Here is a 22,605-nt window from a genome sequence, read left to right on the forward strand (position 1 = left end):
TGAGTGTAGAGTTATGAGTTATCAAAATCAGCTTAATAATAAATTTTTATTTATTAGCAAATTGACATCAAAATATAAGAATTTAGTTTCTTAATTTACAACTCATAACTTTTAACTTTTAACACTTAACTGCCCACCGGACGCTCGTGTTTCCAGCGGCGGTGCGACCAAAGATAATCGGAAGGGTTTTCGTGAATCCAGGTTTCCAGCATCCGGGCAAATTGTTCTGTAATTGGGTAGTCCGATTGCAAAGCTGCGCCGGCAGGTTCAATGGGAATAAATTTAAAATTATAATAGCCCCGGCCCACTCGTTGCGCATGAATGAAAAATACGGGCATATGAAAGGATGCTGCCAATTTTTCACCCCCGACGAAAAAGCCGGCATACTGGTTCATAAAGGTAGTCCAATATTGAATTTCGCTCTTGGGTGGGGTTTGATCTGACAGCATACAGAAAAGGCGGGGTTGTTTCTTATGCTGAATTAAAAACCTTAAACTATCTTTCATGCGAACCAGATTTGGACCCAGCCGAGTGCGGATTCCATAAACAAAAGCTTCGAAAAAGGTATTGCTTAAGGGTTTATATACTACATCAATGGGACAGTTCAGAAACGGAATACCGCCGGATGGGGCCCACTCCCAGTTACCTTGGTGACCACCCATAGCTAAAACTAATTTTCCTTTACTAGTTTCGGCCTCTATTACCTCCGGATTAAGAATTTGTACCCGTTTTTTTAATTGCTCCGGCGAAATAACAGCTAACTTAATTGTTTCTACAAGGATATCGGTTAGGTTACGGTAAAACTGTTTTGCAATCTTTAAATGCTCCTCCTTGTTCTTTTCCGGAAAAGATCGTTGTAAATTTTGAAATACTACTTTCTTGCGGTAACCGGTTATATAAAATAAAAGCCCGTATAATACATCGGAAATAAGGTATAGTACCGGAAATGGTAGCCAGGCAATTGCCAAAAAAAGCCACCAAAGCAGATAATATTGTTTCCGGACGGGTAATTCCTTCATGCAGGCAATTGATTTGATATAGAAGATTTAGTACCTTCCAAGCGATTTCTCATAAAAGGTACTAATATAGCGGTATTGAAGCCGACTTGTATATGCCTTTATTATCTGAAATTCATTATAACCCATGTATTGCTTATTTCCAGCAAGTAAATAAAACGGATGAAATCTGGCTCGAGCAGCAGGAGCATTACGTGAAACAAAGTTACCGCAATCGTTGTTATGTATTAACAGCACAGGGCGTAAAAGATTTAACTATACCCGTAAAGAAAGGAAATCGTAAAACTGTAATAACCGAAATTGAAATAGATTACGATCAGAAATGGCTAAATACCCACTGGCGAACTATTAAATCAGGATATGGTAGCGCACCCTATTTTACTTATTACAGCGACTATTTACAACAAATATTAGAACAACGCGTTCCAACATTATTCGGGTTAAATGAAACTCTTTTACAATTTTATTTAAAAAGTTTGCAAATCCGCAAACCCATTCAGTACACAAAAGAGTATACCACTTTGTACCCAAACGGGGTACAAGACTTACGAAATCAGATACACCCGAAGAGGAAGTCTGCCATTTTGGACGTTAAACCTTACCAACAGGTGTTTGGCAAACAATTTGCCCCTAACTTGAGTATAATTGATTTGTTGTTTTCACAAGGTCCAGCAGCAAAAAACTACCTGTAATTTCAGTTATCATTACACTGAACAATTACGTACAAAAGCTTGTTTTTATTTTATAATCGCTTAACTTGTTACGGCGGCAATCATAATTAATGCATTTTTTATTTTTAATACATATACATGGAAGCTAAATTCTCAAACCGAGTAAAAGAGGTCATCTCGCTTAGCCGTGAAGAGGCTATTCGACTTGGTCATGATTATATAGGTACAGAACACTTGCTTTTAGGTATGATTCGCGAAGGCGAAGGTACTGCCATTACCTTGCTGAAAAAACTGGGTATTTCGATCGATGAGTTGAAATATGCTTTAGAGCAGGCTACCCGTAATACGGCGAGCCCCGGCACCAGCATTACCGGCAGCATTCCGCTCACGAAACAAACCGAAAAGGTACTGAAGATTACTTACCTGGAAGCCAAAATATTTAAAAGCGATATTATTGGCACCGAACATTTATTGCTCTCCATCCTTCGGGATGAAGATAACATATCTTCGCAAACTTTAGCCAAATTCAACGTGAACTACGAAACCATAAGAGATTCCTTGGATTATCAGAACAACAATCCTATGGCGTCTTCGGATACCGACGATAACGACGATAACGATAAATTGTTTGGCAGCAGCTCCAGCAAAGGAAGTACTGCCAAAAAGCCCGGCGAAAAATCCCGGACTCCAGTTCTCGATAACTTTGGTCGCGACTTAACTAAACTGGCCGAGGAAGATAAACTCGACCCGATTGTAGGCCGCGAAAAAGAAATCGAGCGGGTAGCCCAGGTACTGAGCCGCCGTAAGAAAAATAACCCAATTTTGATTGGGGAGCCTGGTGTGGGTAAAACAGCTATTGCCGAAGGTTTAGCCCTGCGCATTGTGCAGAAAAAAGTATCGCGCGTGTTATTTAACAAACGCGTAGTAACTTTAGACTTAGCCTCTTTGGTAGCGGGTACCAAATACCGTGGCCAGTTTGAAGAGCGGATGAAAGCCGTAATGAACGAACTGGAAAAATCACCAGATGTAATTTTGTTCATTGATGAGTTACATACTATTGTAGGTGCGGGGGGTGCATCTGGCTCGTTAGATGCCAGTAACATGTTTAAACCAGCACTAGCTCGCGGCGAAATTCAATGCATCGGGGCTACTACCTTGGATGAATACCGCCAGTATATAGAGAAAGATGGTGCCTTGGCCCGTCGTTTCCAGATTGTAATGGTAGATCCAACTTCTCCAGAAGAAACTATTGAGATTCTGAACAACATTAAAGATAAGTACCAGGATCACCACCATGTACTGTACACCGACAAAGCTATTGAAGCTTGCGTAAAGTTATCAGACCGGTACATGAGCGATCGTTTCTTACCAGATAAAGCGATTGATATTCTGGACGAAGCCGGTGCCCGCGTACACATCAATAACATTATTGTTCCGGAAGATATTCTGAAGCTCGAAGAGCAAATAGAAAATATTAAAACCGAGAAAAACCGGGTGGTTAAATCTCAGAAATACGAAGAAGCGGCTCAACTGCGCGATAAAGAGAAAAAATTGATCGATCAGTTAGATGCTGCCAAGAAAAGCTGGGAAGAAGAAACCAAGAAGAAACGTTACACCGTGAAGGAAGAAAACGTGGCGGAAGTTATTGCCATGATGACAGGTATTCCGGTAAAACGTATTGCGCAGAAAGAAGGCGTTAAGCTTTTGAACATGGGCGAAGAACTTCGCGGTAAAGTTATCGGTCAGGACAAAGCTATTGCGCAGTTAGTAAAAGCTATTCAGCGTACCCGCGTTGGTTTAAAAGATCCGAAAAAGCCAATTGGTTCCTTCGTATTCTTAGGCCCAACTGGGGTTGGTAAAACCGAGTTAGCGAAAGTACTGGCTACTTACTTATTTGATAAAGAAGATGCGCTAGTGCGGATAGACATGAGCGAATACATGGAGAAATTCAGCGTATCACGGTTAGTGGGAGCGCCTCCAGGCTACGTAGGTTACGAAGAAGGTGGTCAGTTAACTGAGAAAATTCGTCGGAAACCTTACTCCGTAGTATTGTTGGATGAAATTGAAAAAGCCCACCCGGATATTTACAACTTGTTGTTGCAGGTATTGGATGATGGTATTTTAACAGATGGTTTAGGTCGTAAAGTAGATTTCCGGAACACTATCATTATCATGACTTCTAACATCGGAGCCCGGGATTTACAGGATTTTGGAGCCGGTATCGGTTTTGCTTCCAAAGCAAAACAAGAGAACATGGATGAAATCATGAAAGGTACCATAGCCAGCGCGTTAAAGAAAACTTTCTCGCCTGAATTCATGAACCGTTTGGACGATGTGATTGTGTTTAACTCGCTCAACCGAGAAGATATCCACAAAATTATTGATATTTCACTCAGCAAACTATTGCACCGGGTAGATGCCTTAGGTTACAAGATTGAATTGACTAACAAAGCGAAGGATTTTGTTGCCGAAAAAGGTTACGATCCAAAATACGGTGCTCGTCCGCTGAACCGGGCCATCCAGAAATACCTGGAAGATCCAATAGCGGAGGAAATCCTGAAGGCAGAATTAGTACACGGAGATACCATTATCATTGATCACGAAGAAGGGAAAGAAACCTTAAACTTCCAATCGAGGAATAGTGGCAAAGGTACTACCGATACGAAAGATGAATTACCGGAATCGGAGCCGAAAACATCGGACCCGAAAGCAACCGAGTAATTAAACCTATTTAATTTTAAAAGGCTGGCAGTGTTGCCAGCCTTTTTTGTTTAATAAATAATGCCTTAATATTATTTAAATTTATTCTTCTGCTAGTTCAACTTTTTATAAATTTACACACACTCAATCTTAATCCACCCGATTAGCGCGTTAAATGGCAGATACAACCGGATTAACTAAAATAGAAGTACTGGAACAAAAAAATGCCGAAGCCCTACTTGGCGGCGGCCAAGCCCGCATTGATGTCCAGCATAGCAAAGGAAAACTTACCGCTCGTGAACGTATTGATTTGTTTCTGGATCCGGGTTCTTTCGAAGAAATCGGAAAATTTGTCATGCACCGCTCCAAAGACTTTGGCTTAGATAAAGAATATTATTTAGGCGATGGAGTTGTAACGGGCTATGGTACGGTAAACGGCAGATTGGTTTACTTATTTTCCCAGGATTTTACGGTTTTTGGTGGTTCCCTTTCAGAAACCCACGCCGAAAAAATCGTTAAAATCATGGATTTAGCCATGAAGAATGGTGCACCTGTTATTGGCTTAAACGATTCAGGTGGTGCCCGTATTCAGGAAGGAGTGGTTTCATTGGGAGGATACGCCGATATTTTTTATAAAAACACCTTAGCTTCGGGCGTGGTACCGCAAATTTCGGCGGTAATGGGACCTTGTGCAGGAGGAGCAGTTTATTCGCCGGCAATTACCGATTTTATTTTGATGGTAGAAAATACCTCTTATATGTTTGTGACCGGCCCTAATGTGGTAAAAACCGTTACCCACGAAAATGTAACCTCCGAAGAATTAGGTGGGGCCAGTACCCACAGCACCAAAAGTGGTGTTACCCATTTCTCGTGTGCCAACGAAGTAGAATGCCTGAATACCATAAAACAATTAATTAGTTACATTCCTCAAAATTGCGAAGATACTACCCCACTCCTACCCTACGAACCTGTAGAAGATGAAAACCGTACTGTGTTAAATACTATTGTACCAGAAAACCCTAACCAACCTTATGATATTCGGGAAGTAATAGATGGTATAATCGACGAAGGTTCATTCCTGGAAATACACCAGAATTTCGGTGAAAATATTGTGGTAGGATTTGCCCGTTTAGCCGGTCGGAGTATTGGCATTGTGGGAAATCAGCCTGCCGTATTAGCCGGAGTTTTAGATATTAATGCCAGCACCAAAGCAGCACGTTTTGTACGTTTTTGTGATTGCTTTAATATTCCGCTTTTAGTGCTCGAAGACGTACCAGGCTTTTTACCGGGCACTGACCAGGAGTGGCGGGGAATTATAACCAATGGAGCCAAATTATTATATGCTTTCTGCGAGGCTACCGTGCCCCGGATTACTGTTATCACGCGGAAGGCGTACGGGGGCGCCTACGATGTAATGAATTCTAAACACATTGGAGCCGATTTAAACTTTGCCTGGCCTACTGCCGAAATTGCAGTAATGGGTGCAAACGGAGCCGCCGAAATAATTTTTAAACGCGAAATTGTCGCAGCTGAGGACCCCGAAGCCAAATTGGCTGAAAAGATAGACGAATACCAAAGAAAATTTGCTACACCTTACCGGGCCGCTCACCGCGGGTTTATCGACGAAGTAATTATGCCTGAACAAACACGGGCAAAATTAATAAAAGCTTTTAAAATGCTAGAGAACAAAGTGGACCAGCTTCCGCGTAAAAAGCACGGAAATATTCCGCTTTAAATAAGTTAGAAGTTATGAATATAACCTAGGATTGGGTGATTTACCGTTTCTTGTTTTTACATATATAATTTCTAATGCATAATCTTTAAATTCTAATTTTAAACATGCGACAGGAAAGTTTCGAATTTTTACAAAAATACTTAAATACAGCCGCCCCTACTGGTTTTGAGGCCGAAGGACAAAAAGTATGGCTCGACTATATTAAGCCTTACATTGACGAATATTTTGTAGATACTTACGGCACAGTAGTGGGAGTTATTAACCCAGAAGCCGAATACAAAGTAGTTATTGAAGCGCACGCCGACGAAATTAGCTGGTTCGTGAATTATATTACCGATCAAGGATATATTTACGTGCGGCGCAACGGCGGCTCGGATGCTTTAATTGCTCCTTCTAAACGTGTAAACATCCATACCCGAAAAGGAATAGTTAAAGCAGTATTTGGTTGGCCCGCCATTCACGTTCGTAAAGTAGAACAAGACAAAGCGCCTGCTATGGAAACCATATTTTTGGATTGTGGGGCAAATACGCGTGAAGAAGTAGAAAATATGGGCATTCACGTGGGTTCGGTTATTACTTTCGATGATGAGGTAATGGTGTTGAACGAAAAATATCTGGTGGGCCGGGCTTTGGACAACCGCATTGGTGGTTTTATGATTGCTGAAGTAGCGCGCATGCTCCAGGAAAATAAAAAGAAATTACCTTTTGGTTTGTATATTGTAAATGCCGTACAGGAAGAAATTGGTTTGCGCGGCGCCGAAATGATAGCTCACCGGATTAAACCCAATGTGGCGCTTATCACGGATGTAACCCACGACACCCAGGCACCGATGTACGAGAAAAAAGTAAGCGGCGATATATACTGCGGTAAAGGTCCGGTTATTACTTACGGACCAGCGGTGCAAAATAATGTTCGGGATATGCTCTTTGATGTAGCTCAGAAATCGGAAATACCGGTTCAACGCGCAGCGGCTACCCGCAGTACCGGCACGGATACCGATGCTTTTGCTTATTCAAACGAGGGAGTTGCTTCTGCTTTAATTTCTTTACCTTTAAAATACATGCATACTACCGTAGAAATGGTTCACTTCGACGACGTTGAAAATGTATCTAAACTAATGTACGAGTTTTTAATTCAGCTTCCATCCGATCACGACTTCCGCTATTTTCATTAATATTAATTTTTTAAAGTATAAAACACCTCACAATTTTATTATTTGTGAGGTGTTTTTATTTGATCTCCATGGTAAAAAGAACTTATGATAGTTAATGATCAAATGGGCTTTGAGGTAAAAATTCCAGGTTTACCTCAGCGGATAATATCACTGGTACCCTCTCAAACAGAGTTATTGTTTGATTTAGGTTTAAAAGACAAGATTGTTGGAATTACAAAATTTTGTGTTCATCCAGCTCAAAAAATAAAATCTAAATCTATTATTGGCGGCACTAAAAACTTCCATTTCGATGTAATTGATAGTTTAAAACCGGATCTGATTATTGGGAACAAAGAAGAAAATTACCAGGCGGGTGTTCTACAACTAAAAGAAAAATATCCGGTTTGGATGAGCGATATTTCTAATTTAACAACTGCCTTGAGCATGATCCAGCAGATTGGTGTTCTTACTAGTACCCAAAACAAATCTCAAAATATAACTCAAAAAATAAGTGATTCCTTTCAAAAGTTAAATTCGAATTTAAACGTACCTACTGCTTATTTTATCTGGCGAGAACCATTTATGAGTGTAGGGCAAAACACGTTTATTCAGGACATGCTGGTAAAATGTGGTTTTCGTAATGTCTTTGCTTCTCAGTACCGTTATCCAGAAATTACAGCAGATCAATTACTAAAAGCTCAACCTGAGTTAATTTTACTTTCTTCGGAGCCTTATCCATTTCAGGAGAAACACATTCGGGAGTTTCAGGAACTTTGTCCTAATGCTCTGGTAAAATTAGTGGATGGAGAAGTGTTTTCGTGGTACGGTAGCCGCTTGCTGTATTCGGCAGCTTATTTTAAAAAGCTAGTGGAAGAAGTGAAGAATGAGTTAAATCACCGAAATTAAGGTTTCTTTCAAATCAAAAAAGCAATTTATAAAAATTAGAATCCTTACAGGGATTTAAGTCAAGAGACACATGTATCAAGATAGTAGATGTTAAACTTTTGAATTCGTAAGTTGTCGATTTTCATTCTACTATTTCGTCCATCTCGACATCAGGTATTTTGAATAAATATTGTTCAGTTACTTCATTCTGATTGACCGTTTATTTTACGGAGTACACCATACAAATTAGCTAATATGTAAGGATTATGCTATGTGAAAATTTAACCTTGGTATTAATTTTTAATTGATATCTTCTGAATTCTCTGCTTAGTTCTTAATCTATAAAATTTTTGAAAAATTTATCAATAAAAGCTTGACTCTCCCCTTACGTCATAGTTTATGTTTGTTTTAAATTTAATGCAATAAGCCGTGGAACGTTATTTTGTGAAAAAGCTGGCTGGTTTAGCCGGGGTAAGTGTCCGGACACTTCACCTTTACGACCAATTGGGTTTGCTCAAACCTGCGATCCGTACGGAGAAAAAATACCGCATGTATGGAAAGGCAGAAGCTTTCCGGTTACAGCAGATTCTTTTTTATAGAGAGTTGGAAATGCCGCTTAAAGATATTGCAGAAATTCTAGATGACCCGCAATTTAATACCTTGTCGGCCTTAGAACTTCATAAAAAAGAATTGCAGCAACGAAAAGCTCGACTAGATACCTTATTGCAAACAATTGATAAAACAATTGACCACTTAAAAAACAAAGCTATGTTATCTACCGAAGAATTATACGAAGGTTTACCCAAGGAAACAGCTGAAGCCTGGCGAAAGGAAGCTAATGAAAAATGGGACTCCTCTGTTGAACGCTCTGAATATCATTTACGCAATAAAACCAAGCAGGACTTTGAGTTCTTAAAAGAGCAAGCGAGTGTTAATGTGAAAAAACTTTTGAATTTAGTAAATGAAGACCCTGCAAGCGAAAAAGTACAAAAGGAAATTGCTACGAATTATGAAATTATCCGGGAATTTTGGGGAACAGCCGGAATACCGGATAAACAGGCAAAAGCTTATGCTGGCTTAGGTGATTTATACGTAAATGATGAGCGTTATACCAGCCAGGAAGGTAAGCCTAACCCAGAGTTCGCTCAGTTCATGAACAAAGCCATAAAGCATTTTGCCAGGCAATTGAAATAATATTTATCTAAAAAGTCCTCATTTTTTAGGAGAGGACTTTTCTATTTTTCTTGTAAAACTTTAGTTATAAAAATTATAACCTGCTATTTAAAACCAAGAATTACTCTTCTTTTCCCTCTTCTACTTTCTCTACAATAAAGCTTAATTGCTCTAAGTCCCGCCAAAAACCCGGGTAAGATTTTTTTACTACTTCCGGTTCTTCGATGGTTACAGGGGTGAGTAAAGCTAATGGAGCTAGAGCCATTGCCATGCGGTGATCTTCATACGTTTTAAAAACCGGATTACCCCCGATACTAGTAGCTGGCTTTACCCGAAACAAACCTTCTCCTTTATCTTCCAGATCGCCGCCAATTTTAGCTAGTTCTTGTTGTAAGGCAGCAATGCGGTCGGTTTCTTTAATGCGCAAACTTTCTAAACCGGTCAATTCTACAGCAATGCCTTTGGCAGCCGCAACTACCGCAATAGTTTGCGCTAAATCCGGGCAATCGGTAAAATCAAATCGGAAAGGTTCTAATCTGTCGCTTTTGGTTAAAATTACTTCTCCGCCTACGTAGGTTGTACGCACCCCCAAATGCTCCATAATAGTAGCAATTACACTATCGCCCTGGAATGATTCGGAACGGAGGCCTTTTAACTCAACGGTAGCTTCCGGAGCCAACGCCACCATGCTGTACCAATAGCTGGCCCCTGACCAATCCGACTCAATAGTATATTGATTTACATGGTAATTTTGCGGCGGAATGGTGATGGTGGTGCCATCAAAAGTACCCTTCACCCCAAAATGCTTCATCAGGGATAAAGTCATGAGAATGTAGGGTCGTGAACCAATTTTACCTTGCAGCTCCAGCGTTAATCCTTGCGGAAAAAGTGGTGCTACCATTATTAAAGCGGAAATATATTGGCTACTGATATCACCTCGTACTTGCAAGGTTGCCGGGTAATCTTGCTGACGATCAATACCGTTAAATTGTAAAGGCGGATAGCCTTCCTGACCTAAGTACTCAATTTTAGCACCTAATTGGCGCAAAGCATCTACCAACACTTTGATTGGGCGCTGCTGCATGCGGGCAGTACCAGTTATAATTTTATGTTGATTTGTTACAGCCAAATAAGCCGTCATAAACCGCATTACGGTGCCAGCATCTTCGGCATTTAACTCTTCGGCAGTAGATTCCAGCAATCGGGTAATAACTTTGGTATCGTTGGCTTCAGATAAATTATTGAGAGTAGATGCCCCACCAGAAAGGGCATTAATGATTTGTGCCCGGTTGCTCTCACTTTTAGAAGCCGGCAAATTTACCGATCCGCGCAGGATGCCAGTAGGATGGGTAAGCGTTATTGGAGAATGAATCATAATGTATTGTAATATTTAAAGGCGGCTTCTATTTCCGATAAACTAATCGGCTGATCGTAAACAGCTTGTCCGATGCCCGATAACAAAGTGCAGTTAATAGTGGAGCCGGTATTTTTTTTATCTTGTAGAGCTAAAGCGGCAATAGCGGCAAATTCATTTGTTTGTATTGCTACTTTAGGGTAAATCGAAAAAAGGAAAGTTTCAATTTTTTCCAGTTCGGCCTGGGTTATTAATCCTTTCCGGACGGATAAATAACTCTCACAGAGCATGCCTACTGCTATGGCTTCGCCGTGCAATAACCGTCTTCCGGATTTAGTAAGTAAATAGGTTTCTAAAGCATGCCCAATGGTATGGCCAAAGTTTAAAATTTTACGTAAGCCCTGCTCCCGGGGATCGGCCGAAACCACCCGGGCCTTTACTGCTACTGAGTCCTCAATTAACTTGGTCCAGTCTTCGGTCATTAGGCCCACGTATCGTTGCTCTTCAAAAGAAGCAGCATCGGCAATTAACCAATGTTTAATAATTTCGGCGTAGCCCGATTTTACTTCGCGCTCGGAAAGTGTTTTTAAGAACTCAGGATTAATAAAAACTTTTAACGGTTCCTGAAAAACACCCAAATGGTTTTTTAAACCATTAAAATCAATTCCGGTTTTACCCCCCACACTGGCATCTACCTGGGCGAGTAAAGTAGTAGGAACCTGCACAAAGTAAATACCACGCTTAAAAATACCAGCACAAAAACCGCCTAAATCGCCAATTACGCCCCCTCCTACATTTACCAGTACCGACCAACGGCTAGCCTTTATATCCGTTAGTTGCTGCCATACGTGTTCGCAGGTTGCTAAAGTTTTATGCTCTTCGCCACTTTTAATTTGAATAAGCGTATGTTCGGGTAAGTATTTACGCAGCAAAGGGTAACAATGCGCGTGTGTATTCTCATCTACTAATACGGCTACCTTATCAAATGCCCGGTTACTCAGAAAAGCTTGCAGTTGTTCACCTGCTTCTGTACCGATATAAATATTTTCTAACAAAATGCTGTATATCTAAAAATGCCCGCTTAAAAATAGCTATTAAATTTCACGTTTATTAATTAATTAAGTAAAAGTTTAAACTATCTAAAAGATCTAAAGCACTTGAAAAAGTTTGGAGTACTATTTGATTTTACTTTTATCTATTACTTAGCGCTTAACTTTTTTACAGTTTTCCAGTTATTAAAAAAAGCCAGACAACAGCTATTTATAAGGAAGCGTTCTGTTCTAGTCTGAATTTATTTTTACTCTAATTACTTGTGCATGATAACCGAAAGCCAGCTTTCTTTTGATGATACAGCCATAGCGTTTGCCTCTAAATCCGACGCTGAATTAATGAAAATGTACACTTTGTTTGCCACCATGAACAACAACTTTTTAGTAAAAACAGGTGGTAATATGGTACAACGAGCCTTTAAATGGGGCTTACCGGTAAAGTTTTTAATAAAGCCTACTATTTTCCGCCATTTCTGCGGCGGCGAAAATTTATTGGAGTGCAACCAAGCTATTCAGAGTTTAGGTAAGGCCAATATTGGTACCATCCTCGATTATTCGGTGGAAGGGGAAAACAATGAAAACAGCTTTGATCGAACTACAAAAGAGGTATTAGCTACGATAGAGAAAGCCCATACTTCTAAACATATTCCTTTTTCGGTTTTTAAAGTAAGTGGTATTGCGGATAGCCGCATTTTAGTAAAAATTCAAGCAAAAGAAACGCTTCATTCAGCCGAAGAAAAGGCATTTACCCGAGCCAAGGCCCGAATGGAAACTCTCTGCCAAAGGGCACATCAATATGGTATATCCATTTTTGTGGATGCCGAGGAAAGTTGGTTTCAAGACGTGGTGGATACTTTAACTTACGAGATGATGGCGAAATACAATAAAGAAAAAGCCATTGTATACAACACGTACCAATTATATCGCCACGACCGTTTTGAAGTTTTACAACGCGATTACCAGAATGCAGTAGAGAATAATTATAATTTAGGGGCAAAATTAGTACGGGGAGCTTACATGGAGAAAGAAGCCCGCCGGGCAACAGAACAAGGTTATGTAAACCCTATAAACCCCACTAAAGAAGCATCGGATGCTCTCTTTAATGAAGCTTTAACTTTTTGCGTGGAACATATTGATCGGATTGCTTTGTGCGCCGGAACGCATAATGAGGCTAGTTCTTATTTACTCGTAGATTTAATGGCTAAACACGGCATTGCCCCCAAGGATAAGCGAATTTACTTTGCGCAATTGTACGGAATGAGTGATAATTTATCTTATAACCTGGCCCACGCTGGCTACAATGTTGCTAAATACGTCCCTTATGGTCCGGTAGAAGCCGTAATTCCTTATTTACTAAGGAGAGCCGAAGAAAATACTGCAATTGCCGGCCAAAGTAGCCGGGAGTTTAATCTTATAAAAAAAGAAATGCAGCGGCGCAAAGCCGCTAAATAGACCTTTGAAGCTAAATCATTTAAAAATAAAAAGCTGCCCTTGGTACATCTGTAACTAGAGGCAGCTTTTTTCATTTAGTAAATTTCAACAGTTATTAATCTACTACTATCCGAAAGTAAGCAGTAGTAGCTACGGCGGAATTTAATGTTGTTCTTTGGAGCCTGTTCCAGCCTCCAGGTAAAGGTGCTAACTAGTTTGATATTTCACGCGTGCCTCGTGGCCGGCAGGCCTCGTTTGGCTCTCTCGGGCGGTTTAGCGAACCTTGGCTCACTCCGTTGCGCCATGCCTCGTGCCTCAGCACCGGAACGCTAAAAGGCCCTCCACAGCCAAACTGATGTCTTTGCTCTTAGCTACTGCTTTTCTTCCACATCTTATATCATTAAAAATAAGGAAAATGATTTTGTAGGATGCTACTACTAATGACAAGAATTAAAGGAATTAAGGTTCCTGTATCTGCTTCCCCTCGCCGCAGATTCTAATAAATTCGGCTTAATACCATCTAATACTACTTAAAAAGTAAAAACGGTAGCTTCTAGCACCTGACATCAGTTTGGCTGTGGAGCACCTGCTATGGTTCCGGTACTGCACAGCAGTATTCCGCAGACGAAGTCGAGGAAAGCTAGCGAGTACGTAAGAGCCAAACGGGGCCCGTCGGCCACGAGGCAAACTTGAACCCAGCAAACTAGATAACACCTGTGCCAGGAGGCTGGATCAGGCTCCAAAGAAAACACTTACTAGCAAGCAAAATCTAGGATAGCCTTTTTATACGATTTGATATAAATCGAAAAAAATAATGGTGTAAGTACCTGGCTAAATTATTATACAGGTCCTCGAGATTACAGTAAAAGTCATTAGTATTCCAATACTTTATATACACTAAAGTCTAATATATAACATCTTGATACTTGTGTCTAAAATATTATTTAAGCAGGAACTGTTTCAGGCGGAGTTTTTCTACCAAAACGTTTTCGCAGTTTATTTAAGGTATTTTCTACCGTTAATTAAATAGAAGGTACCAAAACAAGAGTAAGGATTAAGGAACTGGTTAAGCCGCCAATAATTACCCAAGCCAAACTATTTTTTGTTTCGGCCCCCGCACCTTTGGCTAAGGCAATAGGTAACAACCCGAATACCATAGCGAGAGTAGTCATTAAAATGGGGCGTAAGCGTTCCCGTCCGGCTTCAATCAAGGCTTCGCGCACGGCCATTCCCTGAGCTTTCAATTGATTCATTAAATTAACCAACAAAATGGCATTTTTCGCTACTAATCCCATCGGCATAATCATCCCGATAATAGAGAATATACTTAAGTTTTCCGGGTCTAAAGTTATTCTTTACCCTTTTGAGTACATTTTTATTTCCCCTATTTCCAATTAAGTACTTTTTAAAACAGCTTCTAAGTAAATACCTAATTAAACGTAGTAGATTAAAAGGCTTAACCAAATGGGAGCTCTCCCGGAACAGCTATTTAAAGATGGTTAACTGAAATTATGCTTGTTACTTAATAGCTGGAGATTTTTAAGATATTGAGTGCAAACCTTCGGGAGATTGTAAAAAGGTAAAGCAAAATTTATGTTAATTTCAACAACCTGAATGTATTCCTGATTATATATATTATTATATCTGCTTTTTTTCCGTCAAGCTCTATGTAAAGTTTAAGTAAAGTTTGTAACTAATTAACTTGTAAACCGTTTAGCCATAAACAAAACCAGATAAATAGTGCAATACGCAACTATTTATCTAAAAATAGTTCTAAACCCTAAAATTGACAAAACTATGGAAAACACAACAGGTAATATAAACCAAACTGGTGGAAGCTACGATAATCCGAATAATTCTAATAATCCTTTTAGCACTTCTAACGATTATAATACCACCGGAAGCTCCAGCAGTTCAGGTTCTTCCTTAAGCGGTTCAACTGTAGGCAATTCTTCCTTAAGTGGATCGAATTCAGATAATTCTTCTTCTACTGGTTCATCCCGCATCATGACGGGTATGTTCCGGGACCGGGACAGTGCGGAACGCGCTTATTCTACGTTGCAGAGCCGGGGATATAGCAAAGATGATGTAAATTTAGTAATGTCGGACGAAACACGTAAAAGACATTTTGGTGATCATACCCCCGATTCTGACTTAGGCGATAAAGCTTTAGAAGGAGCGGGAGCCGGATCTGCCATTGGCGGTACATTAGGAGCAATTGTAGGGGCGGTAGCCGCCATTGGTACCTCGGTTGCTTTGCCTGGCCTAGGCTTGGTAATAGCAGGACCGTTAGCTGCGGGCTTAGCAGGCGCCGGAGCAGGCGGGTTAACTGGTGGTTTATTGGGAGCTTTGGTTGGTTCTGGGATTCCGGAAGATCGGGCCAAAGAATATGAGTCGGGCGTGAAAGACGGTGGAATTGTAATGGGTGTTCGTCCCCGTTCAGAAGAAGATGCCCTTCACCTGGAAAATGAATGGCGTAACAACCACGGCGAAAGCATTTACCGCTAATTTTCAAGTAATTACATACTTCCACAAAAAAGCCTTACCAATTGGTAAGGCTTTTTTAATTAACAAAGGCTTGCCAGATTATTTTAATTAAATTCTAAATAATAGTACAAATATTCTAACATCAAAATAGTACTACCTTTTTAAGAAATTTCTTAATAGGCTTAGAAGCAAAAGATTAAGTTAACTTTAAACAAAGCATTATAAAAAAGACGAACAAGGTTGGCTAAGTATTTTTTCTTTTTTTATTTTAAAAACGTATTATTAAAAAATATTTAACACAGAAATTCAGGAACATAAAAGAAATAGCATGAAAGCTTTTATTCATAATTACCCCGAACCACCTTCTATTTTAAGCGATAGAATTGAATTCCGGGGAAACGTGTATGATGATGCCGGACACTTGTATAAAGCAGATGAACTTATAGCAACTATTACTCAAAACTATGGGCATTGGCATTGGCACGTTCTTATTCCTAATAAGGATTCTAATGCTGTAAATAAAGGCGAGTGCCCCACTTATCAGGAAGCTTATGAGAAAGTGAATGCCTATGTAGGTCAGTAATGCAATAAGGTTAGCTTAATTTATTTCGGAGAAATTGAATGAGAAATCGATAATCAAATAATTATTCTATTAAACAGGAAGCTTTATAAATACCACCATAAAAGCAGAAATGCAATAAACGTAGCTAAGGCCAATACAAAGCCTAAAAAAATTACTTTAGATTTTACCACTGGTTTGCACGGATTGACGGTATGCTGAGTTGTCCTCAGGATATATTTTTCTTCTTTGTTGTTTATAGGCTTCATTTTAACCAATAAGTAAATTTGAGCATAATTATGGCCTTTCTTTATACGTAAAAGCAGAGCCAAAGTCTTAAAAAGTGCTATTTAAGCTTCGTCAGGCATCAAACCTACCTAAATGCACTTTTACAGCTTTAATTCTTTACAGATTAATACTATTGCCTAAATAAAATTTAAATACCCAAAACATTTCTTTAGTAAAACAAAAAGAGCGCCTTCCAGCGCTCTTTTGTAAAATGAGGGTATTTAGTAAATTTTAAGCCGCATTTCTATAAACAACATAATGCTTATTGTTATGATAGGCGCGAAAAGAAATTCCTTTTTGTTGGCAAAAATGTTTTAACTTATCTTCTGTGCTGCGCTTTAAAGGTTGATGCCCAATTAAACCTAGAGATAAAAGCTGGCTTTCGTCTTTAGAAGGATCAGGCGGAAACAGTTCTTGCAAGTAATTACCATTCACATAAACCGGATTTTGATTAGCAGATACCGCCAATTCATTAATCCGATGAAGGGTTGTAATCGTCATAATTTTAGTTAGCTAACGCTGGATTTTAAATTGTTTTCGTATTTATAAAGTAAGGTCATCCTTATTGATGGCGCTTAAGAAAAAACTTAAACGCCCCCGAATACCGGAATTGTTCCATAAATCTTTAATAAATACAAATATCTATAAATCAATAAAATACAGATAAATTAGATGGCGTGCTACTTTATTCCGTAGCAAATGCGCGTTAATCCATTTTATAATGCACGAACTCAGATTGCATTATATCAACCATTTATAATTTTAAGCTTTTAGATAATATTGACTTATAAATGTTAGGAGTAAATTTAACTTTAAGCTATTATATCACTTGATGTAGCTGAAGCTTTATAACTATTACAATAGCCATTCGTTTGTTTCTTCTATCAATTACTTTTATCAATTTAACCAAAGGTTCTTATATTCTAAAAAGCTTTCTGGTTTATTAGCTGATAAACTAGATAATATTCTTTACCTATCCCGTATTTATACGGATTCACTTCTCCATCTTAAATAAAAAACAGTAATACTTTCAGGCAAAAACAAGTATTTACCTGTTAAATAGACAAAAATGAAACCCTGTTATTTGGCTAAAAATACGATAGCACTACATGGGTTATATTAAAATTAAAAGTTTTAGGGGTGATCATCTTGAAGAATTTAGTAGTAAACAGGCACAATCCGTTGTTCTTTACGTAGATGCCCCAATAGTAGAAGCGTCGAATAATATTTTGATGGCGCAATACCATAAATTAAAAGTAACTATTATAAACAGGCTAATGCATAAGGACTGAACGCTGAATAAAATTTAATAAAAAAAGCCTTGCCAAATAGGACAAGGCTTTTTGCTTTGGAAAAAAGATGACGTAAAAACAAATGCTTTTATAAAGCCAGCGAAAATCGTAGAGGCAAAGTAAACCGCACCGAAACAGGTTGGCCATTTTGCCGTCCAGGTTGCCAGGGTTTCATACTACGAATCACCCGAATAGCTTCTTCGGCGGTGCCACCGCCGACGTCTTTTATTACCTTAATATCCGAAATGTACCCGGCTTTATCTATTACAAACGTTACCACTACCGTACCTTCCAACCCTAAACGGCGGGCTTCGTTGAGATAGCGCAAATTTTGCCGGATAAACTCGTACATTTTTTTCATACCACCCGGAAATTCGGGCATACGTTCTACAAAGTCTCTTATTTCAGTTCCTGAGTCAGCAATCTCACTGCCTGCTATACTTCCTGAATTAACAACTGCCGGAATAACATCAGTACCTGGTTCTCCCAGTGCATCTTGTAAACCAGGCTCGGACTCGGCAAATAACGTTTGGTCCGGAACAGATTCTTTTACAGGAGTTTCGTTGGGTACTATTTGGGTGGTTACCGAACGTTTTGTAGCACTGGCAGGTATTACCTGTTTTAACTGTTTTGTAATGGGTTGTTGCATAATTCTGTCTTTTACTTTGGGCAGAATTACTGTTTCAATCTGGATAATATCTTTCTTAGACTTAGTAATTGGTAGCGGATCAGAGTTCAACAACAAGCCTCCGTGCGCAGCCGCTATAAGTAAACCAACGGCCGCAAACATATAAGTGGTAGCCTTTAAAACATGTTGCGGGTAAGCTTTACGAATAGCAAAAGCGCCGTAAGCCTGGTGGCGGCCTTCAAAAACAATATCATCCAATGAATAATCAGGAGCAGGCAGGAGTTTCATAATAAGAGCATAAAAAATTAAGGTAAATGGTAAAGGGCTATCCATAATCTGGGTGTTTGGCTGAGCTTTTTTTAACGGCGACTTACCTCCTTTCTGGTTAATGGTGTATAAGTAAGATGTTTTTGCACCTCCGTTTCCATAAGAAAATAAATTTTTTCTTTTCCTGATTTTGCTCGTATTTAAAGCCGTGAGAGTGCCGCAAATTAAATTATTATGCTGTTTCGAAAACCATCTTCCGGGTCGCTGCTAAAAGACGAAGAACTTATTCGTTTGTACCAGCAAACCAAAGACAGTAATTACGTGGGAGAACTTTACCGCCGCTATACGCACTTAGTATATGGGGTGTGCCTGAAATATTTAAAAGATCCGGAGGAGAGCAAAGATGCGGTTATGCATATTTTTGAGCAACTACTCGGCGTTTTAAAAAAACAGGAAGTTACTCATTTTTACAACTGGCTGCACGTTCTCACGCGCAATCATTGCCTGATGAAGCTACGGGCTGATAAAACTAAAGAAGAAAAAGTAAAAGCTTTGTCTCGTAACGGTTTTTTAGCAGAAGCAGGTTCGGATGATGAAATTCCGGCATTAATACTGGATGCTAAAATAGAAACCCTGGAAAAAGGATTATCGCAAATTCCTCCGGAACAACGCCAATGTGTGGAACTGTTTTACCTTCACAAAAAATCGTACAAAGAAATTGCGGAGCTAACGGGTTACGATTTAAGTAAAATTAAAAGCTACATTCAGAATGGTAAAAGAAATTTAAAAATTTACATCGATCGTCACCATGATTAATACCCAACCATCGCAAAGAACCGAACCATTGGGGGTTCATTTATCTGAGGAAAAACTTTTCCAGCTGCTCACGGGCCAGGTTACGCCCGATGAAAAACAGCAGTTAGAAGCCCACCTGCAACAATGCGCGCTCTGTACCGATGCGCTGGAAGGATTTGCCCGAGCAGACTCTGCTGCGACGCAAGCTACCTTACTGGAGTTAAATCACCTTATTAAAAAACGGACTACCCGCCGCAAAACACGTACTTTACTTACTGATATTAAAGCCTGGGGCGTAGCTACTGCCATTGTTTTTCTCATATTGATTTCGGCCGCTATTGTTTGGAATGCCGTTCATTCTGCCAATACCTCGTCCGTTACCAAACCCAAAGCTTCTGCTCAGAATCTGTACGCCAGACCTGTTAAAGGCTATTCCCATTTAAGAAAGTATTTAAATCTACGGGCTAACCTACCAGCAGGAGCTTCCCGCAAAGGTAAAGTAAGACTTCGATTCACCGTAAACCCGGATAGTAGTTTAAGTAATTTTACCGTGGTAGCAGGCCTGGAAAAAGCTACCAATCTGGCAGCTATTGAATTAGTAAAACAAGGACCCACCTGGCAACCAGCCAACAGACAAGGACAAAATAAGGCGCAAACGGTTAGCGTAACCATATTGTTTAAATGATTACTTTTATGGTAGTAGAAGTAATCCGGAAGGGAAATAAATCTAAAAGTTAAAATAGGTTTAAAACAATATTTTGCGCATCTTGTTTCGTTTAAGAGAAAGGTTTTATTTTTGTCGGAAATAGTTGATACTGTTCTTAGTCCATTTCGTAAATGAGTATAAATCTGTTTATTGACCTCACAATATCTGGCAGAAAAGCTTACCCAAAATTTAAATTTTAACGTACTTAAAATCAATACTGCCACTTTTGCATCGGGCACCACTTTTGATTAGCATTTTGTTTAAACTTACCTAACATGTTCAGATTGAAAACTAAATTTTTGGCTTATGCTGCCGTGCTGTTGCTGGTAGTAGTATTAGCTTCTTATAAACTAATTCATCGCCCTGATACCATTGCCGATAAAAACACGGTATTAATGAAAGTGTTAATGCAAGGTCTTAATTCCGCTCATTTTCACCCAAAAAAAATAGACGATACTTTTTCCAAAGAAGTGTACAAAACCTACTTGGAGCAATTACCATTTAATAAATTATTATTTACTCAGGCCGATATTTCTCAAATGAGTAAATATGAAACCAATATTGACGATGAAGTAAAAAAAGGCACTTACGAGTTTTTTGATTTTGCTACCAACTTGTATCAAAACCGGTTAAAAGAATCAGAAAGCTATTACAAAGAAATTTTAACTAAACCTTTTGACTTTAACACGGATGAAACAGTAGAAACGGATACCGAAAAATTGAAATATCCGGCTGATAAAGCTGCTTTAAAAGAAGCTTGGCGCAAATATTTAAAGTTCCAGACCATGTTGCAATTATCGGAGCTGGTAGACATTCAGGAAAAAGCAAAAGAAAATAAAGACTCTAAGGTGGTGCAAAAAACCATGCCCCAGCTAGAAGAGGAAGCGCGTAAAAAAGTAGTTAAAACTTATGATAATTTCTACCGGCAATTAAACCAGTACGAAAAAGACGAATGGCTGGCCCGCTACGTAAATTCCATTACCAACCTGTACGATCCGCATACGCAGTATTTCCCACCAAAAGCTAAGGAAGATTTTGACCTGGAAATTAGTGGCCGCCTGGAAGGGATTGGTGCCCAATTGCAAGACAAAGACGGCCAGATAAGAGTGATGGAAGTAATGCCCGGTACTCCTTCTTACCGCCAGGGCGATTTAAAAGCCGGTGATATTATTTTAAAAGTTGCTCAGGGAAAACAAGAACCGGTGAATGTGGAAGGCATGCGCGTGGACAAAGCGGTGCAGTTAATCCGGGGTAAAAAAGGTACTGAAGTGCGCTTAACGGTTAAAAAGGCGGATGCTACCATTAAAGTTATTTCTCTTATCCGGGACGTAATTATTAAAGAAGATACTTACGCGCAATCTGCTTTAATCCAGGATAAACGTAAGGTTGGTTACATTAATTTGCCTGGTTTTTACGCCGATTTTGCCCGTAAAGGGGGCCGTAATAGCGGCGAAGATGTTAAAAATGAGATTGCCAAATTAAAGCGGGAAGGCGCCACTGGTATAATTCTGGATTTACGCAATAATGGCGGTGGTTCTTTGCCGGATGCAGTAGAAATGACCGGCTTATTTATTCCCGAAGGGCCAGTAGTGCAGGTAGAATCCAGCGGAGCGGCTCCTAATGTACTACGCGACCGCGATTCTGCTACGCAGTTCGATGGCCCGGTAGTAGTAATGGTAAACTCTTTTAGTGCTTCTGCTTCCGAAATTTTAGCTGCGGCCTTGCAAGATTACAAGCGGGCCATTATTGTGGGTTCTTCTTCTACCTACGGCAAAGGCACGGTACAACAGGTTTTTGACTTCGACCAGGTGTTGCCATCTGAATACGATGCTTTAAAACCGTTTGGATCGTTAAAATTAACAACTCAGAAATTTTACCGGATTAATGGCGGTGCTACTCAGTTAAAAGGTGTAACCCCAGACGTTATACTACCGGATTTATACACCTTTGTGGAGCAAGGAGAAAAAGAACAGGAATATGCCTTGCCTTGGGACGAAATTAAACCTGCCAATTACCAAGCCTGGTCTAAGCCAGCTTTAAACGTGGAGCGCATTAAAGCCAACAGCAAACAACGGATAGCCAGCAACGAATTATTCAACGCGATTACCCAGCAAGCCAAGAACTTTAAAGCAAGGGCCGATATGACGTATTATTCGTTAAAATTGGCTAATTACCGGGCCATGCAGAAAAAAGCAAAAGATGAATCGAAGAAATACGAAGCGCTGCAAAAAAGTGCTCCCGAAATTACGGTTACTGCTTTAAAATCTGATTTAGCTCAGGCCCAATCCGATAGTGTAAAAGTAAATCGCTTAAATCGGTTTGCTAAAAATTTAAAGAAGGATATTTACCTGGAAGAAGCTCTGAACGTGGTAAAGGATCAGTTTAACGAATAATTAGTAAATTCTTTATAAAACA

General features: G+C 39.6%; 17 protein-coding genes and 1 pseudogene. 12 read left to right on the plus strand and 6 right to left on the minus strand.

All coding sequences use genetic code 11. The annotated features are described in order from the left end of the window. Positions 1-125: 125 nt before the first annotated feature. Positions 126-1,019: a lysophospholipid acyltransferase family protein gene (locus HUW48_RS15015; protein ID WP_182411721.1), complete on the minus strand. Its 894-nt coding sequence runs from the start codon at positions 1,017-1,019 to the stop codon at positions 126-128. Positions 1,020-1,111: 92 nt separating this feature from the next. On the opposite strand from HUW48_RS15015, the gene HUW48_RS15020 reads away from it, so the two are divergent. The 6 genes from HUW48_RS15020 (at position 1,112) to HUW48_RS15045 (ending at position 9,355) form a co-directional block, all read left to right on the plus strand. After that, positions 1,112-1,708: a WbqC family protein gene (locus tag HUW48_RS15020; protein ID WP_182411722.1), complete on the plus strand. Its 597-nt coding sequence runs from the start codon at positions 1,112-1,114 to the stop codon at positions 1,706-1,708. Positions 1,709-1,825: 117 nt separating this feature from the next. Then, positions 1,826-4,408: an ATP-dependent Clp protease ATP-binding subunit gene (locus tag HUW48_RS15025; protein ID WP_182411723.1), complete on the plus strand. Its 2,583-nt coding sequence runs from the start codon at positions 1,826-1,828 to the stop codon at positions 4,406-4,408. Between the two features lie 154 nt (positions 4,409-4,562). Further along, the gene (locus HUW48_RS15030) at positions 4,563-6,122 is read left to right on the plus strand and encodes an acyl-CoA carboxylase subunit beta (protein ID WP_182411724.1); all 1,560 of its coding nucleotides are present in this window, start codon (positions 4,563-4,565) and stop codon (positions 6,120-6,122) included. Positions 6,123-6,226: 104 nt separating this feature from the next. Next, a complete protein-coding gene (locus HUW48_RS15035) occupies positions 6,227-7,297 on the plus strand; it encodes a M42 family metallopeptidase (protein ID WP_182411725.1) in 1,071 nt (356 codons plus the stop codon). An 84-nt stretch (positions 7,298-7,381) separates the two neighbouring features. Further along, positions 7,382-8,182: a helical backbone metal receptor gene (locus tag HUW48_RS15040; RefSeq protein ID WP_246343487.1), complete on the plus strand. Its 801-nt coding sequence runs from the start codon at positions 7,382-7,384 to the stop codon at positions 8,180-8,182. Positions 8,183-8,590: 408 nt separating this feature from the next. Next, positions 8,591-9,355, plus strand: a complete 765-nt coding sequence (locus tag HUW48_RS15045) for a MerR family transcriptional regulator (protein WP_182411726.1) — start codon at positions 8,591-8,593, stop codon at positions 9,353-9,355. 100 nt (positions 9,356-9,455) lie between these two features. On the opposite strand, the gene aroA is transcribed toward HUW48_RS15045, so the two are convergent. Next, positions 9,456-10,709 carry a 3-phosphoshikimate 1-carboxyvinyltransferase gene (aroA, locus tag HUW48_RS15050; RefSeq protein WP_182411727.1) on the minus strand — a complete coding sequence of 418 codons (1,254 nt, stop codon included), beginning with the start codon at positions 10,707-10,709 and terminating at the stop codon, positions 9,456-9,458. After that, entirely contained in the window at positions 10,706-11,743 is a 1,038-nt protein-coding gene (gene aroB / locus HUW48_RS15055) for a 3-dehydroquinate synthase (RefSeq protein ID WP_182411728.1), read from the minus strand. Before aroB ends, aroA begins: the two co-directional genes overlap by 4 nt. Before the next feature lie 261 nt (positions 11,744-12,004). Between aroB and HUW48_RS15060 the strand changes: the two genes are divergently transcribed. Next, entirely contained in the window at positions 12,005-13,189 is a 1,185-nt protein-coding gene (locus HUW48_RS15060; RefSeq protein WP_182411729.1) for a proline dehydrogenase family protein, read from the plus strand. Between the two features lie 1,004 nt (positions 13,190-14,193). Here the strand turns inward: HUW48_RS15060 and HUW48_RS15065 are convergent. Beyond that, positions 14,194-14,499, minus strand: a pseudogene (locus HUW48_RS15065) (efflux RND transporter permease subunit); the annotation flags it as partial. A 466-nt stretch (positions 14,500-14,965) separates the two neighbouring features. Between HUW48_RS15065 and HUW48_RS15070 the strand changes: the two are divergent. Then, a complete protein-coding gene (locus HUW48_RS15070) occupies positions 14,966-15,676 on the plus strand; it encodes a hypothetical protein (RefSeq protein WP_317173694.1) in 711 nt (236 codons plus the stop codon). Positions 15,677-15,983: 307 nt separating this feature from the next. After that, positions 15,984-16,238, plus strand: a complete 255-nt coding sequence (locus HUW48_RS15075; protein ID WP_182411731.1) for a hypothetical protein — start codon at positions 15,984-15,986, stop codon at positions 16,236-16,238. A 495-nt stretch (positions 16,239-16,733) separates the two neighbouring features. Here the strand turns inward: HUW48_RS15075 and HUW48_RS15080 are convergent, their stop codons facing one another. Beyond that, on the minus strand, positions 16,734-17,003 hold the full coding sequence (locus HUW48_RS15080) for a hypothetical protein (protein ID WP_182411732.1): 270 nt from the start codon (positions 17,001-17,003) through the stop codon (positions 16,734-16,736). A gap of 879 nt (positions 17,004-17,882) precedes the next feature. After that, positions 17,883-18,710 carry an energy transducer TonB gene (locus HUW48_RS15085; RefSeq protein ID WP_182411733.1) on the minus strand — a complete coding sequence of 276 codons (828 nt, stop codon included), beginning with the start codon at positions 18,708-18,710 and terminating at the stop codon, positions 17,883-17,885. Positions 18,711-18,923: 213 nt separating this feature from the next. Here HUW48_RS15085 and HUW48_RS15090 point away from each other — a divergent pair, with 213 nt between their 5' ends. The 3 genes from HUW48_RS15090 (at position 18,924) to HUW48_RS15100 (ending at position 22,583) form a co-directional block, all read left to right on the plus strand. Then, positions 18,924-19,505, plus strand: coding sequence for an RNA polymerase sigma factor (locus HUW48_RS15090; protein WP_182411734.1), 582 nt, complete (start codon positions 18,924-18,926; stop codon positions 19,503-19,505). Next, positions 19,498-20,169 (plus strand): energy transducer TonB, encoded by a 672-nt coding sequence (locus tag HUW48_RS15095; RefSeq protein ID WP_182411735.1) that lies wholly within the window; start codon positions 19,498-19,500, stop codon positions 20,167-20,169. The genes HUW48_RS15090 and HUW48_RS15095 overlap by 8 nt, the downstream gene beginning before the upstream one ends. A gap of 296 nt (positions 20,170-20,465) precedes the next feature. Beyond that, entirely contained in the window at positions 20,466-22,583 is a 2,118-nt protein-coding gene (locus tag HUW48_RS15100) for a carboxy terminal-processing peptidase (RefSeq protein ID WP_182411736.1), read from the plus strand. Positions 22,584-22,605 lie beyond the last annotated feature (22 nt).

The sequence above is a fragment of the Adhaeribacter radiodurans genome, assembly GCF_014075995.1.
Classification (GTDB): Bacteria; Bacteroidota; Bacteroidia; order Cytophagales; family Hymenobacteraceae; genus Adhaeribacter; species Adhaeribacter radiodurans.